Source organism: Burkholderia torrens (assembly GCF_984668525.1).
In genome coordinates this window covers 352024-370647 of sequence record NZ_OZ480213.1, presented here as the reverse complement: position 1 = coordinate 370647, position 18624 = coordinate 352024, and the positions used below count along the sequence as shown (strand labels likewise).

Here is an 18624-nt window from a genome sequence, read left to right as displayed (position 1 = left end):
TATACTGTATATTCATACAGTTTTCCATGACGACCCTGCGGACGTCATGGGCAGGCGGCCGGCGCAAGGCCGCCAGGGGAATCAGCGGAAGAAGAGTTCCCGCATGCCGAACGTGTGATGCGCTTCGGCAGCCATCAGCACCATGAGCACCAGCAGGCACAGCGGCGGAATCAGGATCGCGTACACCAGCGCCAGCCGCTCCCACATCATGTGCATGAAGATCGACACGATCAGCCCGGCCTTGGCGATCATGAGCACGACGATCAGCACCCAGCGCAGCAGGCCCTGCACGCGGAAGTAATCGACCAGGTAGGACATCGTGCTCAGCAGGAACAGCAGGCCCCAGATCTTCACGTAGAGGCCGATCGGATGCTGCTGGCCGTGCGCGGCGCCGGGGCGACCGGCGGAATCGGGATGGTCCATGGCCTGCCTCACCACAAATAGAACAGCGCGAAGATGAACACCCACACCAGGTCGACGAAGTGCCAGTACAGGCCGGCGATCTCGACGATCTGGAAGTTGCCGTGCTCGGTGAACCCCGGCTGCAGGATCTTGCGCGCGACCAGCAGCAGGTAGATCACGCCGCAGGTCACGTGAAAGCCGTGAAACCCGGTGATGGCGAAGAAGCACGCGCCGAACTGCGCGGCGCCCAGCGGGTTGCCCCACGGCCGGATGCCTTCGTGGACGATCAGCTTGGTCCATTCGAGGGCCTGCATCGACACGAAGGCCGCGCCCAGCAGCGCGGTCGCGAGCAGCAGCGCGCCGGCGCGCCTCGCGTTGCGCCGGTAGCCGAAGTTGACGGCCATCGCCATGGTGCCGCTGCTCGTGATCAGGATGAACGTCATGATGGCGATCAGCAGCAACGGCACATCCAGGCCGCCCACCGTGAGTCCGAACACCTTCGACGTGTCGGGCCACGGCGCCGTGGTCGACATGCGCACCGTCATGTAGCCGATCAGGAAGCTGCTGAAGACGAAGGTATCCGACAGCAGGAAGATCCACATCATCGCCTTGCCCCACGGCACCTTGAAGGCTTCGCGGTCGGCCGACCAGTCGGTGACGATGCCGCGCCAGCCGTCAGGCCCGGCATCATCCGGCGGCGGCGGCGCGGATTCGGTGGGGAGCGGGGGCGAGGTCATGGCGCGGCTCCATACAACGGCCCGCAGAGGGCGGCGACGATCGCCGGGGTCAGCCACCACATCGCCGCCAGCAGCACGAGCCAGACGGCCAGCAGGAAATGCCAGTAGAGGGCGCATAGCGCGACGGCGCGCTGGACCCGGAACGGGTCCGCGTGCCGGAGCATCGAGAGCGTCATGACCCATGCCGCCAGCCCGCCCAGCACATGCAGCCCGTGCAGGCCGGTCAGCAGATACAGGAAGCTGTCGGACGGACTGACGATGACGGTCTGCCCGGCCGCCGACAGCATGCGCCAGACGGTCAGTTGCCCGGCCACGAATACGGCCGCCAGCACGCCGCCGCACACGAGCCACGCGATGCGATGCGGAGCAGGTTGCCGGGCACGCTGCATGGCGACGCTCGCCAGTGCCAGCGCCACGGTATTCCACCCCAGCAGCGCCGGATGCGGAACCGGCTGCCAGTCGGGTTCGCGCATGCGCATCGCATAGGCGAGCAGCAGCAGCGAAAACAACGTCGTGGCGACCGCCATGAAGACGATCAGGCCGACACGGCCCGCATTCGGCACGCCAGGTCGCGCATCGGGAACGAGGGGGCGCGGCAGCGTGGTCATTCGCGCGCCTCGCCGGGTTGAAGCGTCGGATGGGCCGGTTCGGGCGACGCCGCGGGCGGCAGATTTTGCGGGACGAAGTCTTCCCCCTGCCCCGGCGGGCTGTATTCGTATGCCCCGCGGTAAACCACGGGCAGCGCGGCGCCCCAGTTACCGTGCGCGGGCGGCGTTTGCGGCGTCTGCCACTCCAGCGTGGTGGCGCGCCACGGATTGCCGTCGGCTCGCTTGCCGCGCACGAGGCTCCACGCCAGGTTGAACAGGAACAGCAGCTGCGCCGCCGCGACGATCAGCGCAACGATGGTGATGAAGGTGTTGAGCGTCTGCGCGGAATGCGGGATGAAGCTGTAGCCCTGATACGCGTAATACCGTCGCGGCATGCCCAGGATGCCGAGATAGTGCATCGGGAAGTAGATCGCGTAGGTCCCGACGAAGGTGATCCAGAAGTGCGCGCGCCCGAGCGTGTCGTCGAGCATGCGGCCCGTCACCTTCGGGTACCAGTGGTAGAGGCCGCCGAACACGACCAGGATCGGCGACACGGCCATCACCATATGGAAGTGCGCGACCACGAAGTACGTGTTCGACAGCGGAATGTCGACGCTCACGTTGCCGAGGTAGAGCCCGGTCAGCCCGCCCAGCACGAACGTGCTGATGAAGCCGATGGCGAACAGCATCGGCACGGTCAGGTGGATGTCGCCGCGCCACAGCGTCAGCACCCAGTTGTAGACCTTGAGGGCGGTCGGCACCGCGATGATCAGCGTCGTGGTCGCGAAGAAGAAGCCGAAATACGGATTCATGCCGGCGATGAACATGTGGTGCGCCCAGACCACGAAGCTCAACGCGCCGATGATCACGATCGCCCACACCATCATCCGGTAGCCGAAGATGCTCTTGCGCGCGTGCGTGCTGATCAGGTCAGACGCGATGCCGAAGGCCGGCAACGCGACGATGTAGACCTCCGGATGCCCGAAGAACCAGAACAGGTGCTGGAACAGCAGCGGGCTGCCGCCGGCGTGCCTGAGCGTCTGCCCCATCGACACCACGGCCGGTATGAAGAAACTGGTGCCGAGCGTCCGGTCGAGCAGCATCATCACCGCCGACACGAACAGCGCCGGGAACGCCAGCAGCGCCATGATGGTCGCGATGAAGATGCCCCATACCGTGAGCGGCATGCGCATCAGCGTCATGCCGCGCGTACGTGCCTGCAGCGTGGTGGTCACGTAGTTCAGGCCGCCCATGGTCGCCGCGACGATGAAGATCGCCAGCGACACGAGCATCAGCACGATGCCCCACTCGACGCCCGGCGTGCCGGGCAGGATCGCCTGCGGCGGATACAGCGTCCAGCCCGCGCCGGTCGGCCCGCCCGGCACGAAGAAGCTCGCGAGCAGCACCAGCACGGCCAGCAGGTAGACCCAGTAGCTCAACATGTTGAGAAACGGGAACACCATGTCGCGCGCGCCGAGCATCAGCGGAATCAGGTAGTTGCCGAAGCCGCCCAGGAACAGCGCCGTCAGCAGGTAGATCACCATGATCATCCCGTGCATGGTGACGAACTGGTAGTAGTGGTTGGCGTCGATGAAGTCGAACTTGCCCGGAAACCCGAGCTGCAGCCGCATCAGGTCCGACAACACGAGGCCGACCAGCCCGATGGCGATGGCCGTCAGCGCATACTGCACCGCGATGACCTTGTGGTCCTGGCTCCAGACATAGCGCGTCCAGAAGCTGTGCGGGAGGTGGTCGCTATGTGCGTAGGACATGACGTCTGCTCCATCAGGGCTGGGCCGCGGTGTTGGCGGGCGGCCCGCCTTGCGCCTTGATATAGGCCACCAGCGCGGCCAGCTCCTGGTCGCTCAGGTCGAAGTGCGGCATGATCGGCGAGAAGCCCTTCACGACGCGGGCCGTCGGGTCGCGGATGAACGCGCGCAGATAGGCTTCGTCCACCTTCGCGGTGCTGCCGTCGGCCATCGTCTCGGTCTTGCCGTACAGGCCCTTCCAGGTCGGGCCCACGCGCGGGCTGCCGTCCACGGTATGGCACGCGACGCAGCCCTTGGCCGCCGCGAGCGTCTTGCCGAGGTCGGCAAGCGCCTGCGCGCTGCCGCCGGCGGCGGCCGGTGCTGCCTGCACCCGCGCCTGCTGCCGCTGCGCGAACGTGGCCTGCTGCACCAGCCAGCGCGCGAACGACGCTTCGTCTTCCACCACCACCACGCCACGCATGTTCGAGTGCCCGATGCCGCAGAGCTGCGCGCACAGGATGTCGTAGCGCCCTGCCTTGGTCGGCGTGAACCAGAAGGTGGTCACCATGCCGGGCACCATGTTCATGCGCGCCCGGAACGGCGGGACATAGAAGTCGTGCAGCACGTCGCGCGATCGCGTCAGGACCTGGATCGGCCGGTTGAGCGGCAGGTGCACCTCGGGCGTCTCGATCAGGTAGTTGTCGCGGCCGTTGGGATCGGCCGGGTTCAGCCCGAACGGGTTGTCGTTGCCGATGAAGCGCACGTCCGTCGTGCCCAGCTTGCCGCCGGGCCCGGCGAAGCGGAAGCGCCATTGCCATTGCTGGCCGAGCACCTCCATCTGCAGCACGTTGCGCGGCGGCCGGACATAGTCCGCGTAGACGAAGAGACCGGGCGCCAGCAACGCCGCCACGCCGACAGCGGTCAGGCCGATCAGCCACCATTCGAGCCGCCGGTTGTGCGGCTCGTAGGCCGCGCGATGCCCGCTGCGATGGCGGTAGCGCACCAGTGCGATCGCGATGAACAGGTTGATTGCGATGAACAACACGCCGGTAATGACGAGCGTGATCGTCAGCATGTCGTCCATGCGCACCCAGTTCGATGCAATCGGCGTGATCCACCAGGGACTGGCAAAGTGAAACCCCACCGCCAGCATGACGATCAGGATCAGGGCAATCGCAAGCGCCACAGGCCGCCTCGCTGCATGTCACTCGCCGGAGCCAGCCGCAATCGCGTGCTCCGGCGTCGTCGTGCCGCCCTGCCGTCCTTCGAATTGTTTTCACCGGCAGTGCGCCAGGACCGATTCTCCCGGCGTTGTTAGCGGCCCTAAATAAAAGGTAGATCGCTCCCCCGTATCGTGCAAGGCAGTGCATGGGCTGCACACGCCCTTGTACGAACCGCACGAACGACGGTGTCGCATGGCTGTGTCGCGTGCGACGATGCCATGCGAAACGGGCGCCCGTTCTTCAGGGTCGGCGCACCGGAACACTCGCGCCGCGTCAGTCCGCGGCGTTCCGCTCGCGCCGCCGCTCCAGCATGCCGTAAGTGACCGCGGCCACCACGCCGAACAGCAGGTTGGCCAGCAAGGGTCCGGAACCGCGTTCCGAGATGAACCACGGGAACACGGCTGTCATCACATGGAAGTTCCACCCGTACGCGACGATCCCGAACGCCAGCCCGATGACAGCCTCCATGCCCACGCTCGAATCGAAGCGGAACGGCGCCATGATCGCGGCGAGCATCATCCCCATGATCGCGCCGAGCACGTAGTGCAGCAGCAGCGCCATCGCGACGATCTCCAGGTTGAATTGCGACATCTGACCGAGCGCGCTGCGGCCCATCACCATCGCCGCGATCTTGTGGGTCGGTTGCCACGGGCTTTCACCGATCACCAGCGTCGACCAGAAGAATTCCAGCGCGATCACAAGCGCGCCGCCCGCAAGACCAGCCACGGCAGCGCAAAGCCAGTCGGGGGTGCGCCGCTCCCAATGGTGTGATTGCATGTGCAGTTCCATACGACCTCCTTGCAGACGGTTCTACCTCTGCGCCCAAGTTCGGAAGGCGCCGCGCGCGTCGGGTCGGATGCACGTCCGTTGCGCGCTTCATCAGGGCATAAAGGCGGCGGACACGTTGCGCCGGTTCGGCATCAGCGCGTCACGCAGGCCTTGGTCACGGCAACGCGACAATGCGCCCGGCGATACGCGTCGACGCGATCGGGCATCGTGCATGCCGGTATTCGCATATCAGGGAAAGATCGGTGTCGTGGACTCGCCCCCCTCCAGGTCCGCCTGCGGAAAATGCTGGGCGACCATCTGCTCGATTTCCTGCTCTCGCAATGCCGGCACATCGGCCATGATCAGGATCTGGCCGTCCTTGATCGCTTCACGAAATCGCTCGAGTCGCGCGTTCGGCTCGGCAATGCCGATCATCGCGGCCGTCCACGCGCCGAAGCCCGCCCCCACTACCGTCAATGCGACAACAGCGCCGCCCGCGATCACGAGTTCCGCAGGGGGAAACACCAACGCGACGAGGCCGATCAGCGCGCCCGTCGCGCCGCCGAACGCGACGCCGCGCTCCAGTGCGTGCACGACATCGCTGCTCTGCAGCAAGGATGCTTCGGGTAACTGATCGAGTGTGACGCTGTGATTGGCGAGGACATGGATATGACGCCAGGTGATTCGCGCGCGCAGCAAGTCATCGACGATCGCCTTCGCCATCTGCGTATCGGGTACGAGGAAATAAAGGCGTCTCATGTTGGCACCCCTTTTTGCCGTGAACTGCTCTCTCCATTCTAGGTCAGCATCGGCGACGTGGTAGGTGCACGCAGGGCCATTCGCCCCTGATTGACGCTATCCGCGCTTGCGCAACGGCGCCAGCAAGTCCCTCAGGCCGTTGTGATCGATTTCGTGCATCAGCGCCAGCTGCCGGCCGATTTCTCCACGCGGGAACCCTTCGCGGGCCAGCCAGTTGAGGTAAGGCCCGGGCAGGTCGGCCAGGAGCCGGCCCTTGTACTTGCCGAAGGGCATGGTGACGGTGACGAGGTGTTCAAGGTCTGGGGTTTGCATGCGCGTATTGTGCACGGCTTTCCGCTCCTGTCGCGCGCCGGGCCAATGCGCGGCCTCCGGCAACAACCTCGCGGACAGGACGCTGCAAACCGCCTGAGCCCCTTTTCCGGCCTGCTAGACTGGAATTCCCCCCTTGCAAACGATGGAGGGAATCATGTTGTCCGTCTACGTCGTGAAGACCGGCGAGCAGTTCCTCTGCACCGCCGAGGATGGCGATATCGGCATGGCGCCGGCGGTTGAAGACGCCACGTCGTTTCGTTCGTATGAAGAAGCGGAAAAGGCGGCGCACGTGCATGCCGATCCCGGATACGAAATCGTGGCCGTTTGCGTGCTCAGACACTGACGCTGCGGGCGCCGACGGACCCACGTCATCGGCGCCTCAACCCGGCCCGAAGGCCGGTCATGCAGCATCAGCCTGCCTTGCTCGCCGCCCCCTTCCCGCCGAACGCCTCGCACCCCGGCTTGTCCCACCGCGTATTGGCAACGCGGTTATCCGAATCGAACTGCATCTGGCAGTTCGACCGGGAACGTGACGACAACGCGCGGATCGTCCGCCTGCGTGCGCGCAACGAGATCCGCGTAGATCGTCGTCGCGCGCCATCGTCATTCATGACGCCTCGCAGGTATCTGCCGCCACCTTCCCGGCAAAGCACCCCTTCGCGCCCCTCCTCGCTGGTCGTCTTCGGCTCCATTTCGACGCATCACGCCGGCAGGTAAAAATTCCCTTGAGACATCTTGTTGCATCCCTTTTTACCTGCGCTGTATTTCATACGACGAATTCACAAAATGTCACAATCGCGTGCATTATCGTTGCTTTATATTGCTTAACCGTTTGTTCCATAAATCAAAACGCAAACGTTTGCCCGCACGCAAAAAGCAGGTTTGCGGGTGCCGGTCGAGGAACCAGGATAATTGGGGTGCATGAATGCGCATATTGGTTGTGGAGGATGATCCCGTTCAGGTCGAGGAAGTGCAAAACGCACTGGCGCCGTTCCGCCATACGATCAAGGTCGTCGTCGATGGCGAACAGGCGTTGCGGTTTCTGCGATCCGAATCGGTCGACGCAGTCGTGCTCGACTGGCACTTGCCCAGCGTGACGGGAATCGAAGTCCTGAACTGGATTCGCACGCGCGCCGATGTCGAATACGGCGTGCTGTTCCTTACCAGCCGTGTCGACGAACTCGATGTCGTCAGGGCGCTGGAGGCCGGCGCCGACGATTATCTGAGCAAGCCGTTCCGCGCCGACGAACTCGCCGCACGAGTCAACGCGTTGTTGCGCCGGGTCGCGCGGAACGTGAAGCGCGACGAGCCGATCCGGGCAGGCCAATACGTGCTGGATCCGGTGGAGCGTGCCGTTCGGCTTCGTGACACCACGATCGAATTGACGACGAAGGAATTTCAGCTCGTCGCGTGCCTGTTTCACAATCTCGGCAAGATCATGTCCCGCGAGTTGCTGGCAACGACAGCCTGGGGACGCGAACTCGGGACGGAGTCGCGTTCGCTCGATACGCATATCTATCGCATCCGGCAAAAATTGAAGCTCGGCGTCGAGAACGGCTTGCGTCTGTCGGCCATCTATACGCTGGGTTACCGACTGGATCAGATCAAGGCATCGGTCGACATGCCGTGCGACGCCGGCATGCTGGTCGAAGACCGGGCTTGAGCATGCGTCGCATGTCGTAGGGCGCGTCGACGGCACGAGGCATCGCCCCCTACGGGGCCAGGCATCTGCTCCTGCCCGGAAAATCCGGGCACGCCCGGTGCGAAGACGCCGTCGCCTCCAGTCGCATCCGTCCTTTAGAAATTACGGTCTCCTCTGTTTCTATCCGGAAATCCGATGTCGATGTCGATTTGGCTGCCCGTTCAATCGGCGTGCGCTCGCCGCCCCCCCTGCCGATCTAGGTCGGTTCGTTCGCGATAGATGGGTGTTTCAATCCACCGCAACGGACCGGTGTCATCGTCGTTCCACAGTTTTCGCAAGGGTGACAAATGTTCACTTTTTGATTTTCAAATCCTCTCCTAACATCTATCCATCGCAATACCCATCAAATTGAATTCATTAAATCCGAAAATAAATTACCAAATTTTCGTCGAAACAATGGATTTTGATTTTTTAAAGATGAGCGCCATGACGGCACTCCCATCTGAAAAGCAATCAGGCATAGCAGCGGGTTTATAAAGTAACGGCGCCCCATCGCCGGTCGTGATTTGTTCCTATCGAGATGCCGAGATGTCGAACCTCCCGAGACGATCCATGGTCGTCAAAAGTGCCTGCCGTTGCACAGGACATCGCTCACCCGGATCGGCCTGCGTCGCCGAGGACAAGGGTGACATTCGCACACGCCCGTCATCCCGGAGCCGATGGGGTGATACCCGCTTCCGTAAGACGCGCGGCCATTTCACGCCCCTTCAAAATCAACTCTTCCATACGAAAAATAAACTCCACCACCTCAATCCTTGACGATCAATTTCGGATCGAATCACTGATCGATTATGAAGTTGTTTTTACTTCAACCATAAAATTAGCATCACTACATAATTTACTCCAACAGAACGTGATCATTTCACATGGAGCATCAACATGAACAGAATGCACAAGATCATATGGAGCAAGACGCGCGGTGCGCTGGTCGCGGTATCGGAAGTCGACGGGGCCGGCGGAAAAGGGAAACCGGGGGCGTCGGGCACCGTCGACCGACGCGGCAAAGCCGTTGAGCGTGAATTCACCGCCAAGCATCGTGCATCGGCTGCCCTGTCGATCGAACGCATACAGCAACCGTCCCGGCGGGCGATCGTCGCCGCTTCGATCGGCCTCTTCGCCATAGGCACGCCTACGTTAGGGTATGCACAGGCACAAGGGGCCGCCACGTTGAACGGCTTCAACTGCGGCGCGGCTGCCGCAACCACCAACGCGATTGCTGCCGGGTGCTCAGCCAATGCCGCCGGGCAGGGATCGATGGCACTCGGTTTCGCAGCCGGTGCCGGCGGCGGCAATGCAGTGGCCGTCGGGGAAAACTCGCAGGCAAACGGGAACGCCGCGACTGCGATTGGTGCCGCGACGATCGCGACGTCCAGCGGTGGCGTAGCGCTCGGGGTACGAGCCGCAGCCACTGGATCGGGCAACTCGATCGCAATCGGCTCGAATACCGGTGCGAGCGGGTTCAACGCGACGGCGATCGGTGCCACCGCCATTGCGAGCGACACAGGCGCAAGCGCATTCGGGCAGGCCTCGACGGCGTCCGCCAGCAGCGCGACCGCCATCGGCGGCAGCGCCACGGCAAGCGGTATTGGCGCAACCGTCATCGGGCATGCGTCGGTAGCGACCGGCACGAACGCCTCCGCCCTCGGCACGTCGGCCGCCGCCACTGCGGAAAACGCGAACGCACTGGGCGATTTCGCCACGGCGTCCGGCGTCGGCAGCACGGCATTGGGTCCGGGCGCCCGTGCGAGCGCCGACAACGCCGTAGCCGCCGGATTGAACGCGGCCGCTTCCGGCATTTCATCGATTTCGCTCGGAAACGCGTCGGTTGCATCCAACAATTCCGCGACGGCACTCGGCGCCGGAAGCACCGCATCGGGCGATCATTCGACCGCGTTCACGACGCTGTCGACTGCAGCAGGCGATTATTCGATCGCCGTGGGCTTCAAATCGATCACGACGAACACCGCCGCCGCCGGCATGGCGCTCGGCTCGGGTGCGTCGGTCAGCGGCGCGTCCGGCATCGCGATCGGCGTCAACAGCGGCGTGTCCGGTACGAGCTCGATCGCAATCGGCCCCGGCGGCACGGCCGGCGTCCCCGGCTCCGGCACGCAGGCAACCGGCGATCAGGCGGTTGCGCTCGGCAACAACGCGCTCGCCAGCGGCCTCCATTCCCAGGCATCCGGCAATCAGGCAACGGCCAGCGGAACGAGTTCGATCGCCATCGGCGATACCGCCACGGCATCCACGCTGTCCGGCATTGCCGTCGGCAACCTGGCCACCGCTGCCGGCGTCTCTGCCGTTGCACTTGGCTCAGGTTCGACCGCCAGCGCCGACAACACGGTGGCCGTCGGCATCAATGCGAAAGCCGCCAGCGTCGCTGGCGTCGCGATCGGCTCGACGTCCCAGGCGCTTGCCGCATCGACCGTCGCGATCGGCGACACCAACACCGTCGCCGCGGCCGCAGGCACCGGCTCCATCGCCGGCGGCCACAACTCGCAAGTGACGGGCGGCACCGGCGCCGTCGCACTCGGCGAAGGGCAGACCGCGAGCGGCAACGGCGCGGTGGCGATCGGCGATCCGAATACGGCCACCGGTAACGGCGCAGTCGCGATGGGCGCCAACAACACCGCGAACGGCAACGGCGCGATCGCGCTGGGCAACACGAACGTCGCGACCGGACAGGGCTCGGTTGCGCTCGGCAACACGTCGCAGGCCAATGTCGCGGGAGCGATCGCGATCGGCGATTCGGCCAACGTCCAGGCCGCTGCAACAGGCGGCGTCGCGCTCGGATCGGGCGCGACGGCAAGCGTGGCCAACAGCGTCGCGCTGGGCGCGAATGCGGCGACCACCGCGGCCACGCCGACGTCGAATGCCGTCATCGGCGGCGTGACCTACAACTTCGCAGGCGCCGCACCCGCAGGCGTCGTGAGCGTCGGCGCGCCGGGCGCGGAACGACAGATCCAGAACGTCGCGGCCGGCCAGTTGAGCGGCACCAGCACCGACGCGGTCAACGGCTCGCAGTTGTTCGCCACCAATCAGCAGGTCACGTCGAATACCACCGCCATCTCGAACATCAACAACGGCGCAGGCATCAAGTATTTCCACGCGAATTCCACCGATCCCGACTCGACGGCGAGCGGTGCCGATTCGGTGGCAATCGGCGGCAACGCGCAAGCGACGCAGCCGAATTCGGTCGCGCTCGGTTCGAATGCGGCGACCGTCGCCGCGACCCCGACCGCCAGCGCCGTCATCGGCGGCGTGACCTACAACTTCGCAGGCGCCGCACCCGCAGGCGTCGTGAGCGTCGGCGCGCCGGGCGCGGAACGACAGATCCAGAACGTCGCGGCCGGCCAGTTGAGCGGCACCAGCACCGACGCGGTCAACGGTTCGCAGTTGTTCGCCACCAACCAGCAGGTGACGGCGAACACGACGGCCATCTCGAACATCAACAACGGCGCCGGCATCAAGTACTTCCACGCGAACTCGACGGCTCCCGACTCGTCGGCGACCGGCACCGATGCCGTGGCGATCGGCGGCAACGCCCAGGCGACACAGCCGAACTCGGTCGCGCTCGGTGCGAATGCAACGACCACCGCGGCCACCCCGACCGCCAGCGCCGTGATCGGCGGTGTAACGTACAACTTCGCGGGCGCCGCGCCTGCGGGTGTCGTGAGCGTCGGCTCGGCGGGCGCGGAACGACAGATCCAGAATGTTGCCGCCGGCCAGTTGAGCGGCACCAGCACGGACGCAGTCAACGGCTCGCAGCTGTTCGCCACCAACCAGCAGGTCACGTCGAATACCACCGCCATCTCGAACATCAACAACGGCGCCGGCATCAAGTACTTCCACGCGAATTCCACCGATCCCGACTCGACGGCGAGCGGTGCCGATTCGGTGGCAATCGGCGGCAACGCGCAAGCGACGCTCGCGAATTCGGTCGCACTCGGCGCGAACGCGACAACGACCGCGGCCACGCCGACGTCGAACGCCGTCATCGGCGGCGTGACCTACAACTTCGCGGGCGCGACGCCCGCAGGCGTCGTGAGCGTCGGCTCGGCGGGCGCGGAACGACAGATCCAGAACGTCGCCGCCGGCCAGTTGAGCGGTACCAGCACCGACGCAGTCAACGGTTCGCAGCTGTTCGCCACCAATCAGCAGGTGACGTCCAACACGACGGCCATCTCGAACATCAGCAACGGTGCCGGAATCAAGTACTTCCACGCCAATTCGACGCTGGCCGACAGTCAGGCGACCGGCACGGACAGCATTGCCGTCGGCCCTCAGGCAGTGGCGAGCGCAGCCAGCAGCCTTGCAGCGGGCACCGGTGCGCAGGCGAGCGCGGCGAACGGCGTAGCACTCGGCGCGCAGACGGCCGTTTCGATCAACGGCGGTGTCGCGATCGGCTCGGGCTCCGTGTCGGATCGCGCCATCGCGGCAGGCAGCGGCACGATTCCGGCCGGCAGCCACACGGTGCCGTTCAATACGTCCGACGCGACCCTGCTGGGCGCCGTGTCGTTCGGCAGCGCATCGGGCAATACCTACCGGCAACTGGTCAACGTGGCCGACGGGACCGATGCGCACGATGCGGTAACGGTCCGGCAGTTGACCGGCGCGCTGCAATCGTTCTCCGTGACGCCGACGATGTACTTCCACGCCAACTCGACCGCAGCCGATTCGCTCGCCGTAGGCGCCGAGTCGATCGCGGTGGGACCCACGACGGTCGTCAACGGAGATAACGGCGTCGGGATCGGCAACGGTGCGATCGTGCAGCAAACGGCGCCCGGCGGCGTGGCCATCGGCCAGGCCGCGAATTCCGGGCAGGCCGACGCCATCGCGCTCGGCAGCGGCGCGAACGCAACAGGGCCGCAATCGATCGCACAGGGCGCCAACGCCGTCGCCGGCACGTCGGGCGGTATCGCGATCGGCTCGGGGGCAAACAGCAGCGCAGCCGACGCCATCGCGCTGGGCTCGGGCGCCAGCGCGAACTTCGCGAACAGCATCGCGCTCGGCGCAGGATCCGTCACGACGGTCGGTGCGCAGTCGAACTACATTGCTTACGGCTTGAGCAGCCCGCAATCGTCGGCCGGCGAAATCAACATCGGCAACCGCAAGATCACCGGCCTCGCCGCCGGCTCGGCCGGCACCGACGCAGTCAACGTCAGCCAGCTCGAAGCCGTCAACCAGAACCTGACGACCCTGATCCAGAACATCAGCAATACCAACGGCGGGACCGGCGGCTTCCCCTCGACACCGGGATCGTCGACCCCGCCTGCGTCGACGGGTTCGAACTCGTCGGCCGGCGGCAACGGCGCCGTCGCGTCCGGCTCGAACAGCACGGCGGTCGGCAACGGCTCGACCGCGTCCGGCACCGGCTCGACGACGATCGGCGCGGGCGCGACGTCCTCCGGCAACAGCTCCGTAGCGATCGGCTCGGGAAGCAACGACGGTGGCCGAAACAACGTCGTCTCGATCGGCACGGCGAATTCGACGCGGCAGCTCACAAACGTCGCGGCCGGCACCGCGCCGACCGATGGCGTGAATGTCCAGCAGCTGAATGCCGCCGTCGGAAACGCGAATGCGTATACCGACGCGAAGATTCAAAGCCTGCGACGCGACGCGGACGGCGGCACCGCCAGTGCGATGGCCGTCGCGGGGCTGCCGCAGCCGTCCGGACCGGGCAAGAGCATGGTCGCGATCGCCGGCAGCGTCTATCGCAGCCAGTCGGGCCAGGCAATCGGCATCTCGACGATCTCCGAAAACAATCACTGGATCTATAAGGCCGCCGTCACGACCAACACCCGCAACGACTACGGCGCCGTGATCGGCGCGGGTTATCAGTGGTGATCGCGGGAAAACCGATGTCCTGCAGCGATATGCGGCAGCGGCCCGCAACGAGCGATCGTTGCCGCCGCGCCGGATACGCGGCTCCTTATACGATGAGAGACTGATCATGAAAATCCAATGGGTACTTGCGTTGTCTGTCGCCTTGTTTTCCGTTGCATCACTGGAAGGCTGTGCCGTCGACGGACCGCCCCGCTTTCCGGATCCGCAATCCGCCAGCCCGAAAGGCGGCACGTTCGTGAACGTGGACAACCTGCGTAACGTCGGGCCCGGCCTGAACAAGGACCAGATGTTCGATCTTCTCGGCCCCCCTCACTTCAACGAGTGGTTCGTCGGGAGTCGTGTCTGGAACTACCTGTTCGACTTCCGCCGCGGCAACGAAGTCGTCGCGTGTCAGTACCAGGTGCGATACGACGCGCACATGAAGGTGAGCGACACCTACTGGCGCGATCCCGCATGCGCGGACTTCGTGCGGCCGAAATCGGCCGCGCCGGCAGCTGCGGCACAGCCGCCGGCCTCGACGCTCGAGCAATTCACGTTGCAGAGCGACGCGCTGTTCGCGTTCGGCAAATCGAGCGTCGAATCGATGCAGCCCGCCGGCAGGGCGCAGCTCGACGATGCAATCGAACGAATCAAGCGTCACCAGGCGATCACGCGAATCGCCGTCGTCGGTCATACCGACCGTATCGGCACCAGCGAGATCAACGAACCGCTGTCGCGCGCACGCGCGCAAACGGTTCGCAGCTATCTGATCTCGCATGGCCTGGACGGCAACGTCATTCAGGCAGACGGCGTGGGGTCGCGCGAGCCTGTCACGCATTGCCCGCCAGGCCGAAGCAGCGCCGTGATCGCGTGTCTGCAACCCGATCGGCGGGTCTCGATCACCGTAAGCGGGCGCGATTGACGGACGGCGACGCCGGTGGCGCCAATCACACTTCGCCCGCGTGACGGGCGCCGCCATTGACCGACAGGACGCGCTTGCGGGCAGCGGGCCGCGCATTGCGCTTCCCCCCGCGTTGCGCGCGACATCCGGCCGCCCGCCGTAACGGCCGCACGCCCGCAAAGCGCCGTACTGCTGCAGCGTAGACGAGCGGCACGGTTCGACGGCGCTTGATTCAGTTACCCGAGCGACAACCCACCAGCAATCCGGATGACGACAATGAGAAGGGTCGGCGTGTATGTGGATGGAAGCAGCATCGACGCAAATGGCGGCCACCAGATGCGATACGAGGTGCTGCGCGCGCTCGCAGGCCGGGCCGACGCCACGATTCAGCGGCTGCATGCGTATCTGAGCGTCGACGAACGCCGCGCCGCGCGCTCCGCCGACTACGATGCGCGGATCAAGGGATATCAGGCGGCGCTCCGCGACAAGGGGTTCCGCGTCACGGTCAAGCCGCTCAGGCACGTTGCAGACGAGGACGGCACCGAGACCGTCAAATCCAATTCGGATCTCGGCATGGCCGTTGACGCGCTATCCGAATCGGACCGGCTGGACACCGTGCTCGTCGCAACCTGCGACGGCGATTTCGTCGAAGTCGTGCGAGCACTTCAGAAGAAAGGCTGCCGGGTCGAAGTCCTCGGTTTCGACAACGTGCCGTTCGAGTTGCGCGATACCGCCGACCAGTTCATCAGCGGCTATCTGGTCCCCGGCCTGCTTCCGGTTCGCGATGCGGCCGCCGGCTTGTCCGCCTGGGGCCAGGTCGGCTCGCGCGTGCGCGGCGTGTGCAACCGGTTCGAGCCGGATGACGGATACGGTTTCATCGCGTTCTGGGCAACGTTGCCCGATACGCCGCTGCTCGCGGCGGCCGAAACGAGTCCGGCCTACTTTCGCGGCAGCAGTCTCCAGGATCCGTCAGTTCTCTCACGGCTGCCCTCCAGAAACACGATCCTGGAATTCGACCTTGCCATGCCCGCGAAACAGACCGGCGCGCCTGAAGCGCGCCGGATCCAGGTCGTTTCCGCCGCCTAGCGGCCGATGGACCTCTGCCGGCGCCCTACGCGATGCGCAGCAGCCGCGTCGTCGCACGCCGTTGCCGCGGAGAGCGCCTGCCCCGCCTTGTGGTTTACGCAGCTCCTCCAGTACCCGCACCGGGATCAACGCCCCAGCGCGGCGTCGTGATCATGCTTCGACAGAAACATGAGGAAGGTCGTGCCCTCCCCGAGCGTCGACCGGACCTGCAGTTTGCCGCCAAGCGAATCGACGACGGTCTTGACGAACGCCAGACCCAGTCCATGCCCGGACATCGTCGCTTTTCCGTCCAGTTGCGTGAACTCGCGAAACAGCTTTTCCTGGTCGCGCTCGGATATGCCGGCGCCATAATCCGTCACGGCGATCTTCACGTGTCGATCCGTTGCCGACAGTTCCACGTCGACCGTAGACGCTTCCCGACCGAACTTGATCGCGTTGCCGATCAGATTGACGAATGCCCGCCGCAGCAGCTGCACATCGGCGATCGTACTGAGCCCGGGCTCCGCCATCAGGTTGACGGTCGTGGATTTCGCGCTCGCCTGCGGCAGCAGATCGTCGACGGCATCGCCAAGCACCAGTGCGGGATCCACGGCGGTCAGCTTCGGCGGCAGATTCTCGGCCCTGGCAAGAAAGAGGAAATCGTCGGACAGGCTGAGCGCGCGCGTCGCATACTGCGAGACCAGTTCCGAGAAACGTTGTGGCGTGTACCGCGACGGATCCCGCTGTATCTGGGAAACGAGCGCGAGAATCGAGGCCTGCGGAGACCGCATGTCATGCGACAGGAATCGCAAGGCCATGTCGCGCTGCCGTTCGGCCATCCGCACGGACGAGACGTCCGCGACATGAAAGACCAGCGCATTCTCGCCGTAAACGGACGGGCGGATCGGCGCGCACTTGATCAGCAGCGAGCGGCCCCATCGGGCATTGGCAATCTCGATCCCCTGATCGAGCTGGGATTTCGTCTGCGCCGACAGCGCATCGCCATCGGGCCAGTCATCCAGCGACGCCATTGCCTGCGCGACAAATTCACTCGCCCGATGCGACGCGGTGATCTGAAACAGCACGTCCGAGACCAGCCGTCCCACCGGCGGCCCGCCGGAAACCGAATGCTCGTCGAGATCCGCGCACCATGCGGCGATTCGCTCGTTCGCCAGCAGGACGACCCCGGCAGCCGACGCAATCAGCGTTGCCTCCGGAAGACTGTCGACCCATGCATCGATCAGCGCACGATAACGACGCACCCGCACCTCAAGATTCGCAGTCCTGTCAAGTTGCCGGCGAACCGGGTCCATGGACCGCACGGCCTCCGCCGGCTCCACATGCAGCGACGGTTCTGCAGCCATCCGGTCCGCCAGGCGGCCAATGAAGCGCGACAACACTTCGACGCATCGCCAAAACCACAGCAAGCAGGCAAGTCCGCACATCAGCATGCCGGTGGCGGGCGGCAACGCCTCGCCTCCGAAAACGAACATGACGAACGAGATCCCCGCAATCGCACCGGCAACCCCGAGCGACGCAGCCAGGCCTGTGCGAGGACCGAACCGGAAGAGCAACAGGCACGTCAAGCAAACAACGGTCTCGTTGAAGAGCAGCACCCACGTGAGACCGATCTGGCGCGCCGGCGCATCCGATGCGCCGGCTGCCGCGACGACTTCGCCGATCGGCAAGGTAGCGTCCGGCGACACGATCGCCCCGCTGTCCGGGTTCTCGATCGCCGCGCGAATCAGGACCACGCTGCCGCGCAGACGGCTCGACGGCACCTTGCCGTCCAGCACATTGACGTACGAGTAGAGTGCGCAAGGTCCGCCCGCGTGAAACGCAGTGTCGCGCACGCAGGCGTTGCCGGCCGCCCGCGCCTGCGTCCGTCCGGCGTCGCGGCTTGCCGTCCCACCGATGGCCGAATGGCCGGCGCGAATGCGTGCGACGTCCCGCAGGCCGGTCAGGTCGAAACTGACGACCGCGACGCCGCTTCCGGCGAGCCGCTCCATCATCCGCTCCCGTGTTTCCACGCTGAACGGCCAGTCGCCCAGGCGCCCGGTCGTACGATCGTCGACCATGATCACCGCGAGCGGCTTGATGGCTCCGTGTTGGACGGACTGCGACACGAACCCGAACCACGCCCGGTCGATGTGATGCAACGCGGACGTCGCTGTCAGCACCACGCATACCAGAACAAGCGCAGACGTCAGGCGCATCCATTCCATCGAGCGTGGCGAGGACGCATGCCCGGTCGCCCGTTTTCCCTCATCACATGAACGGCGCCGCCCCGGCCCCAAAAATCTTCCGAACATGTCGATTAGATGACGCCCCATCGATATTGCATTGATCGACGTTTGAAATAACCCTATCCAACGCCAAGAACTCATTTCAAAAAGCATTGACAAACGATGCAAACCGAACGTGCATTACGACTTATCCACCGCTCTCCACCCTGCACGAGCCTCGCCGACACGCCCTGCCATTCTGACTCGGCCCAATACATTTCGCAATTAACATGCAATTATTATACGTTATTTATTTTCTCAATTAAATTTAATATTTAATTACAATTAAATTTACATTCAATGAAAGCTCTA

15 protein-coding genes are annotated in these 18624 nt (G+C 64.7%); 6 read left to right on the top strand and 9 right to left on the bottom strand.

Annotated elements, in window-relative coordinates; all coding sequences use genetic code 11:
- Positions 1 to 81: 81 nt before the first annotated feature.
- The 8 genes from AC5LXX_RS32105 to AC5LXX_RS32070 all read right to left on the bottom strand — a co-directional run bounded on the left by AC5LXX_RS32105 (position 82) and on the right by AC5LXX_RS32070 (position 6536).
- Positions 82 to 423, bottom strand: a complete 342-nt coding sequence (locus AC5LXX_RS32105; protein ID WP_493414130.1) for a cytochrome C oxidase subunit IV family protein — start codon at positions 421 to 423, stop codon at positions 82 to 84.
- Positions 424 to 431: 8 nt separating this feature from the next.
- A complete protein-coding gene (locus tag AC5LXX_RS32100; protein WP_493414129.1) occupies positions 432 to 1139 on the bottom strand; it encodes a heme-copper oxidase subunit III family protein in 708 nt (235 codons plus the stop codon).
- A complete protein-coding gene (locus AC5LXX_RS32095; protein ID WP_493414128.1) occupies positions 1136 to 1747 on the bottom strand; it encodes a cytochrome c oxidase subunit 3 in 612 nt (203 codons plus the stop codon). The genes AC5LXX_RS32100 and AC5LXX_RS32095 overlap by 4 nt, the downstream gene beginning before the upstream one ends.
- Positions 1744 to 3498, bottom strand: coding sequence for a cytochrome c oxidase subunit I (gene ctaD, locus AC5LXX_RS32090; protein ID WP_493414127.1), 1755 nt, complete (start codon positions 3496 to 3498; stop codon positions 1744 to 1746). Before ctaD ends, AC5LXX_RS32095 begins: the two co-directional genes overlap by 4 nt.
- Positions 3499 to 3511: 13 nt before the next feature.
- On the bottom strand, positions 3512 to 4660 hold the full coding sequence (locus AC5LXX_RS32085) for a cytochrome c oxidase subunit II (RefSeq protein WP_493414126.1): 1149 nt from the start codon (positions 4658 to 4660) through the stop codon (positions 3512 to 3514).
- Positions 4661 to 4970: 310 nt separating this feature from the next.
- The gene (locus tag AC5LXX_RS32080; RefSeq protein ID WP_493414125.1) at positions 4971 to 5486 is read right to left on the bottom strand and encodes a hypothetical protein; all 516 of its coding nucleotides are present in this window, start codon (positions 5484 to 5486) and stop codon (positions 4971 to 4973) included.
- 228 nt (positions 5487 to 5714) lie between these two features.
- Complete coding sequence (locus tag AC5LXX_RS32075; RefSeq protein WP_493414124.1) at positions 5715 to 6224, bottom strand: DUF1269 domain-containing protein; 510 nt, start codon at positions 6222 to 6224, stop codon at positions 5715 to 5717.
- A gap of 96 nt (positions 6225 to 6320) precedes the next feature.
- Positions 6321 to 6536: a DUF3820 family protein gene (locus AC5LXX_RS32070; protein WP_124448490.1), complete on the bottom strand. Its 216-nt coding sequence runs from the start codon at positions 6534 to 6536 to the stop codon at positions 6321 to 6323.
- Positions 6537 to 6690: 154 nt separating this feature from the next.
- On the opposite strand from AC5LXX_RS32070, the gene AC5LXX_RS32065 reads away from it, so the two are divergent.
- The 6 genes from AC5LXX_RS32065 (at position 6691) to AC5LXX_RS32040 (ending at position 16048) form a co-directional block, all read left to right on the top strand.
- Entirely contained in the window at positions 6691 to 6879 is a 189-nt protein-coding gene (locus tag AC5LXX_RS32065) for a hypothetical protein (RefSeq protein WP_034192021.1), read from the top strand.
- 59 nt (positions 6880 to 6938) lie between these two features.
- Entirely contained in the window at positions 6939 to 7253 is a 315-nt protein-coding gene (locus AC5LXX_RS32060) for a hypothetical protein (RefSeq protein ID WP_185658111.1), read from the top strand.
- 208 nt (positions 7254 to 7461) lie between these two features.
- The gene (locus AC5LXX_RS32055; protein ID WP_124448494.1) at positions 7462 to 8199 is read left to right on the top strand and encodes a response regulator transcription factor; all 738 of its coding nucleotides are present in this window, start codon (positions 7462 to 7464) and stop codon (positions 8197 to 8199) included.
- A 918-nt stretch (positions 8200 to 9117) separates the two neighbouring features.
- Positions 9118 to 14082 (top strand): YadA-like family protein, encoded by a 4965-nt coding sequence (locus tag AC5LXX_RS32050; RefSeq protein WP_493414123.1) that lies wholly within the window; start codon positions 9118 to 9120, stop codon positions 14080 to 14082.
- Positions 14083 to 14188: 106 nt separating this feature from the next.
- The gene (locus AC5LXX_RS32045; RefSeq protein WP_415859484.1) at positions 14189 to 14983 is read left to right on the top strand and encodes an OmpA family protein; all 795 of its coding nucleotides are present in this window, start codon (positions 14189 to 14191) and stop codon (positions 14981 to 14983) included.
- A gap of 255 nt (positions 14984 to 15238) precedes the next feature.
- Positions 15239 to 16048, top strand: coding sequence for a LabA-like NYN domain-containing protein (locus AC5LXX_RS32040; RefSeq protein WP_185658112.1), 810 nt, complete (start codon positions 15239 to 15241; stop codon positions 16046 to 16048).
- Between the two features lie 125 nt (positions 16049 to 16173).
- Here AC5LXX_RS32040 and AC5LXX_RS32035 read toward each other — a convergent pair whose 3' ends face one another.
- Entirely contained in the window at positions 16174 to 18252 is a 2079-nt protein-coding gene (locus AC5LXX_RS32035) for a sensor histidine kinase (RefSeq protein ID WP_493414122.1), read from the bottom strand.
- Positions 18253 to 18624: the final 372 nt, after the last annotated feature.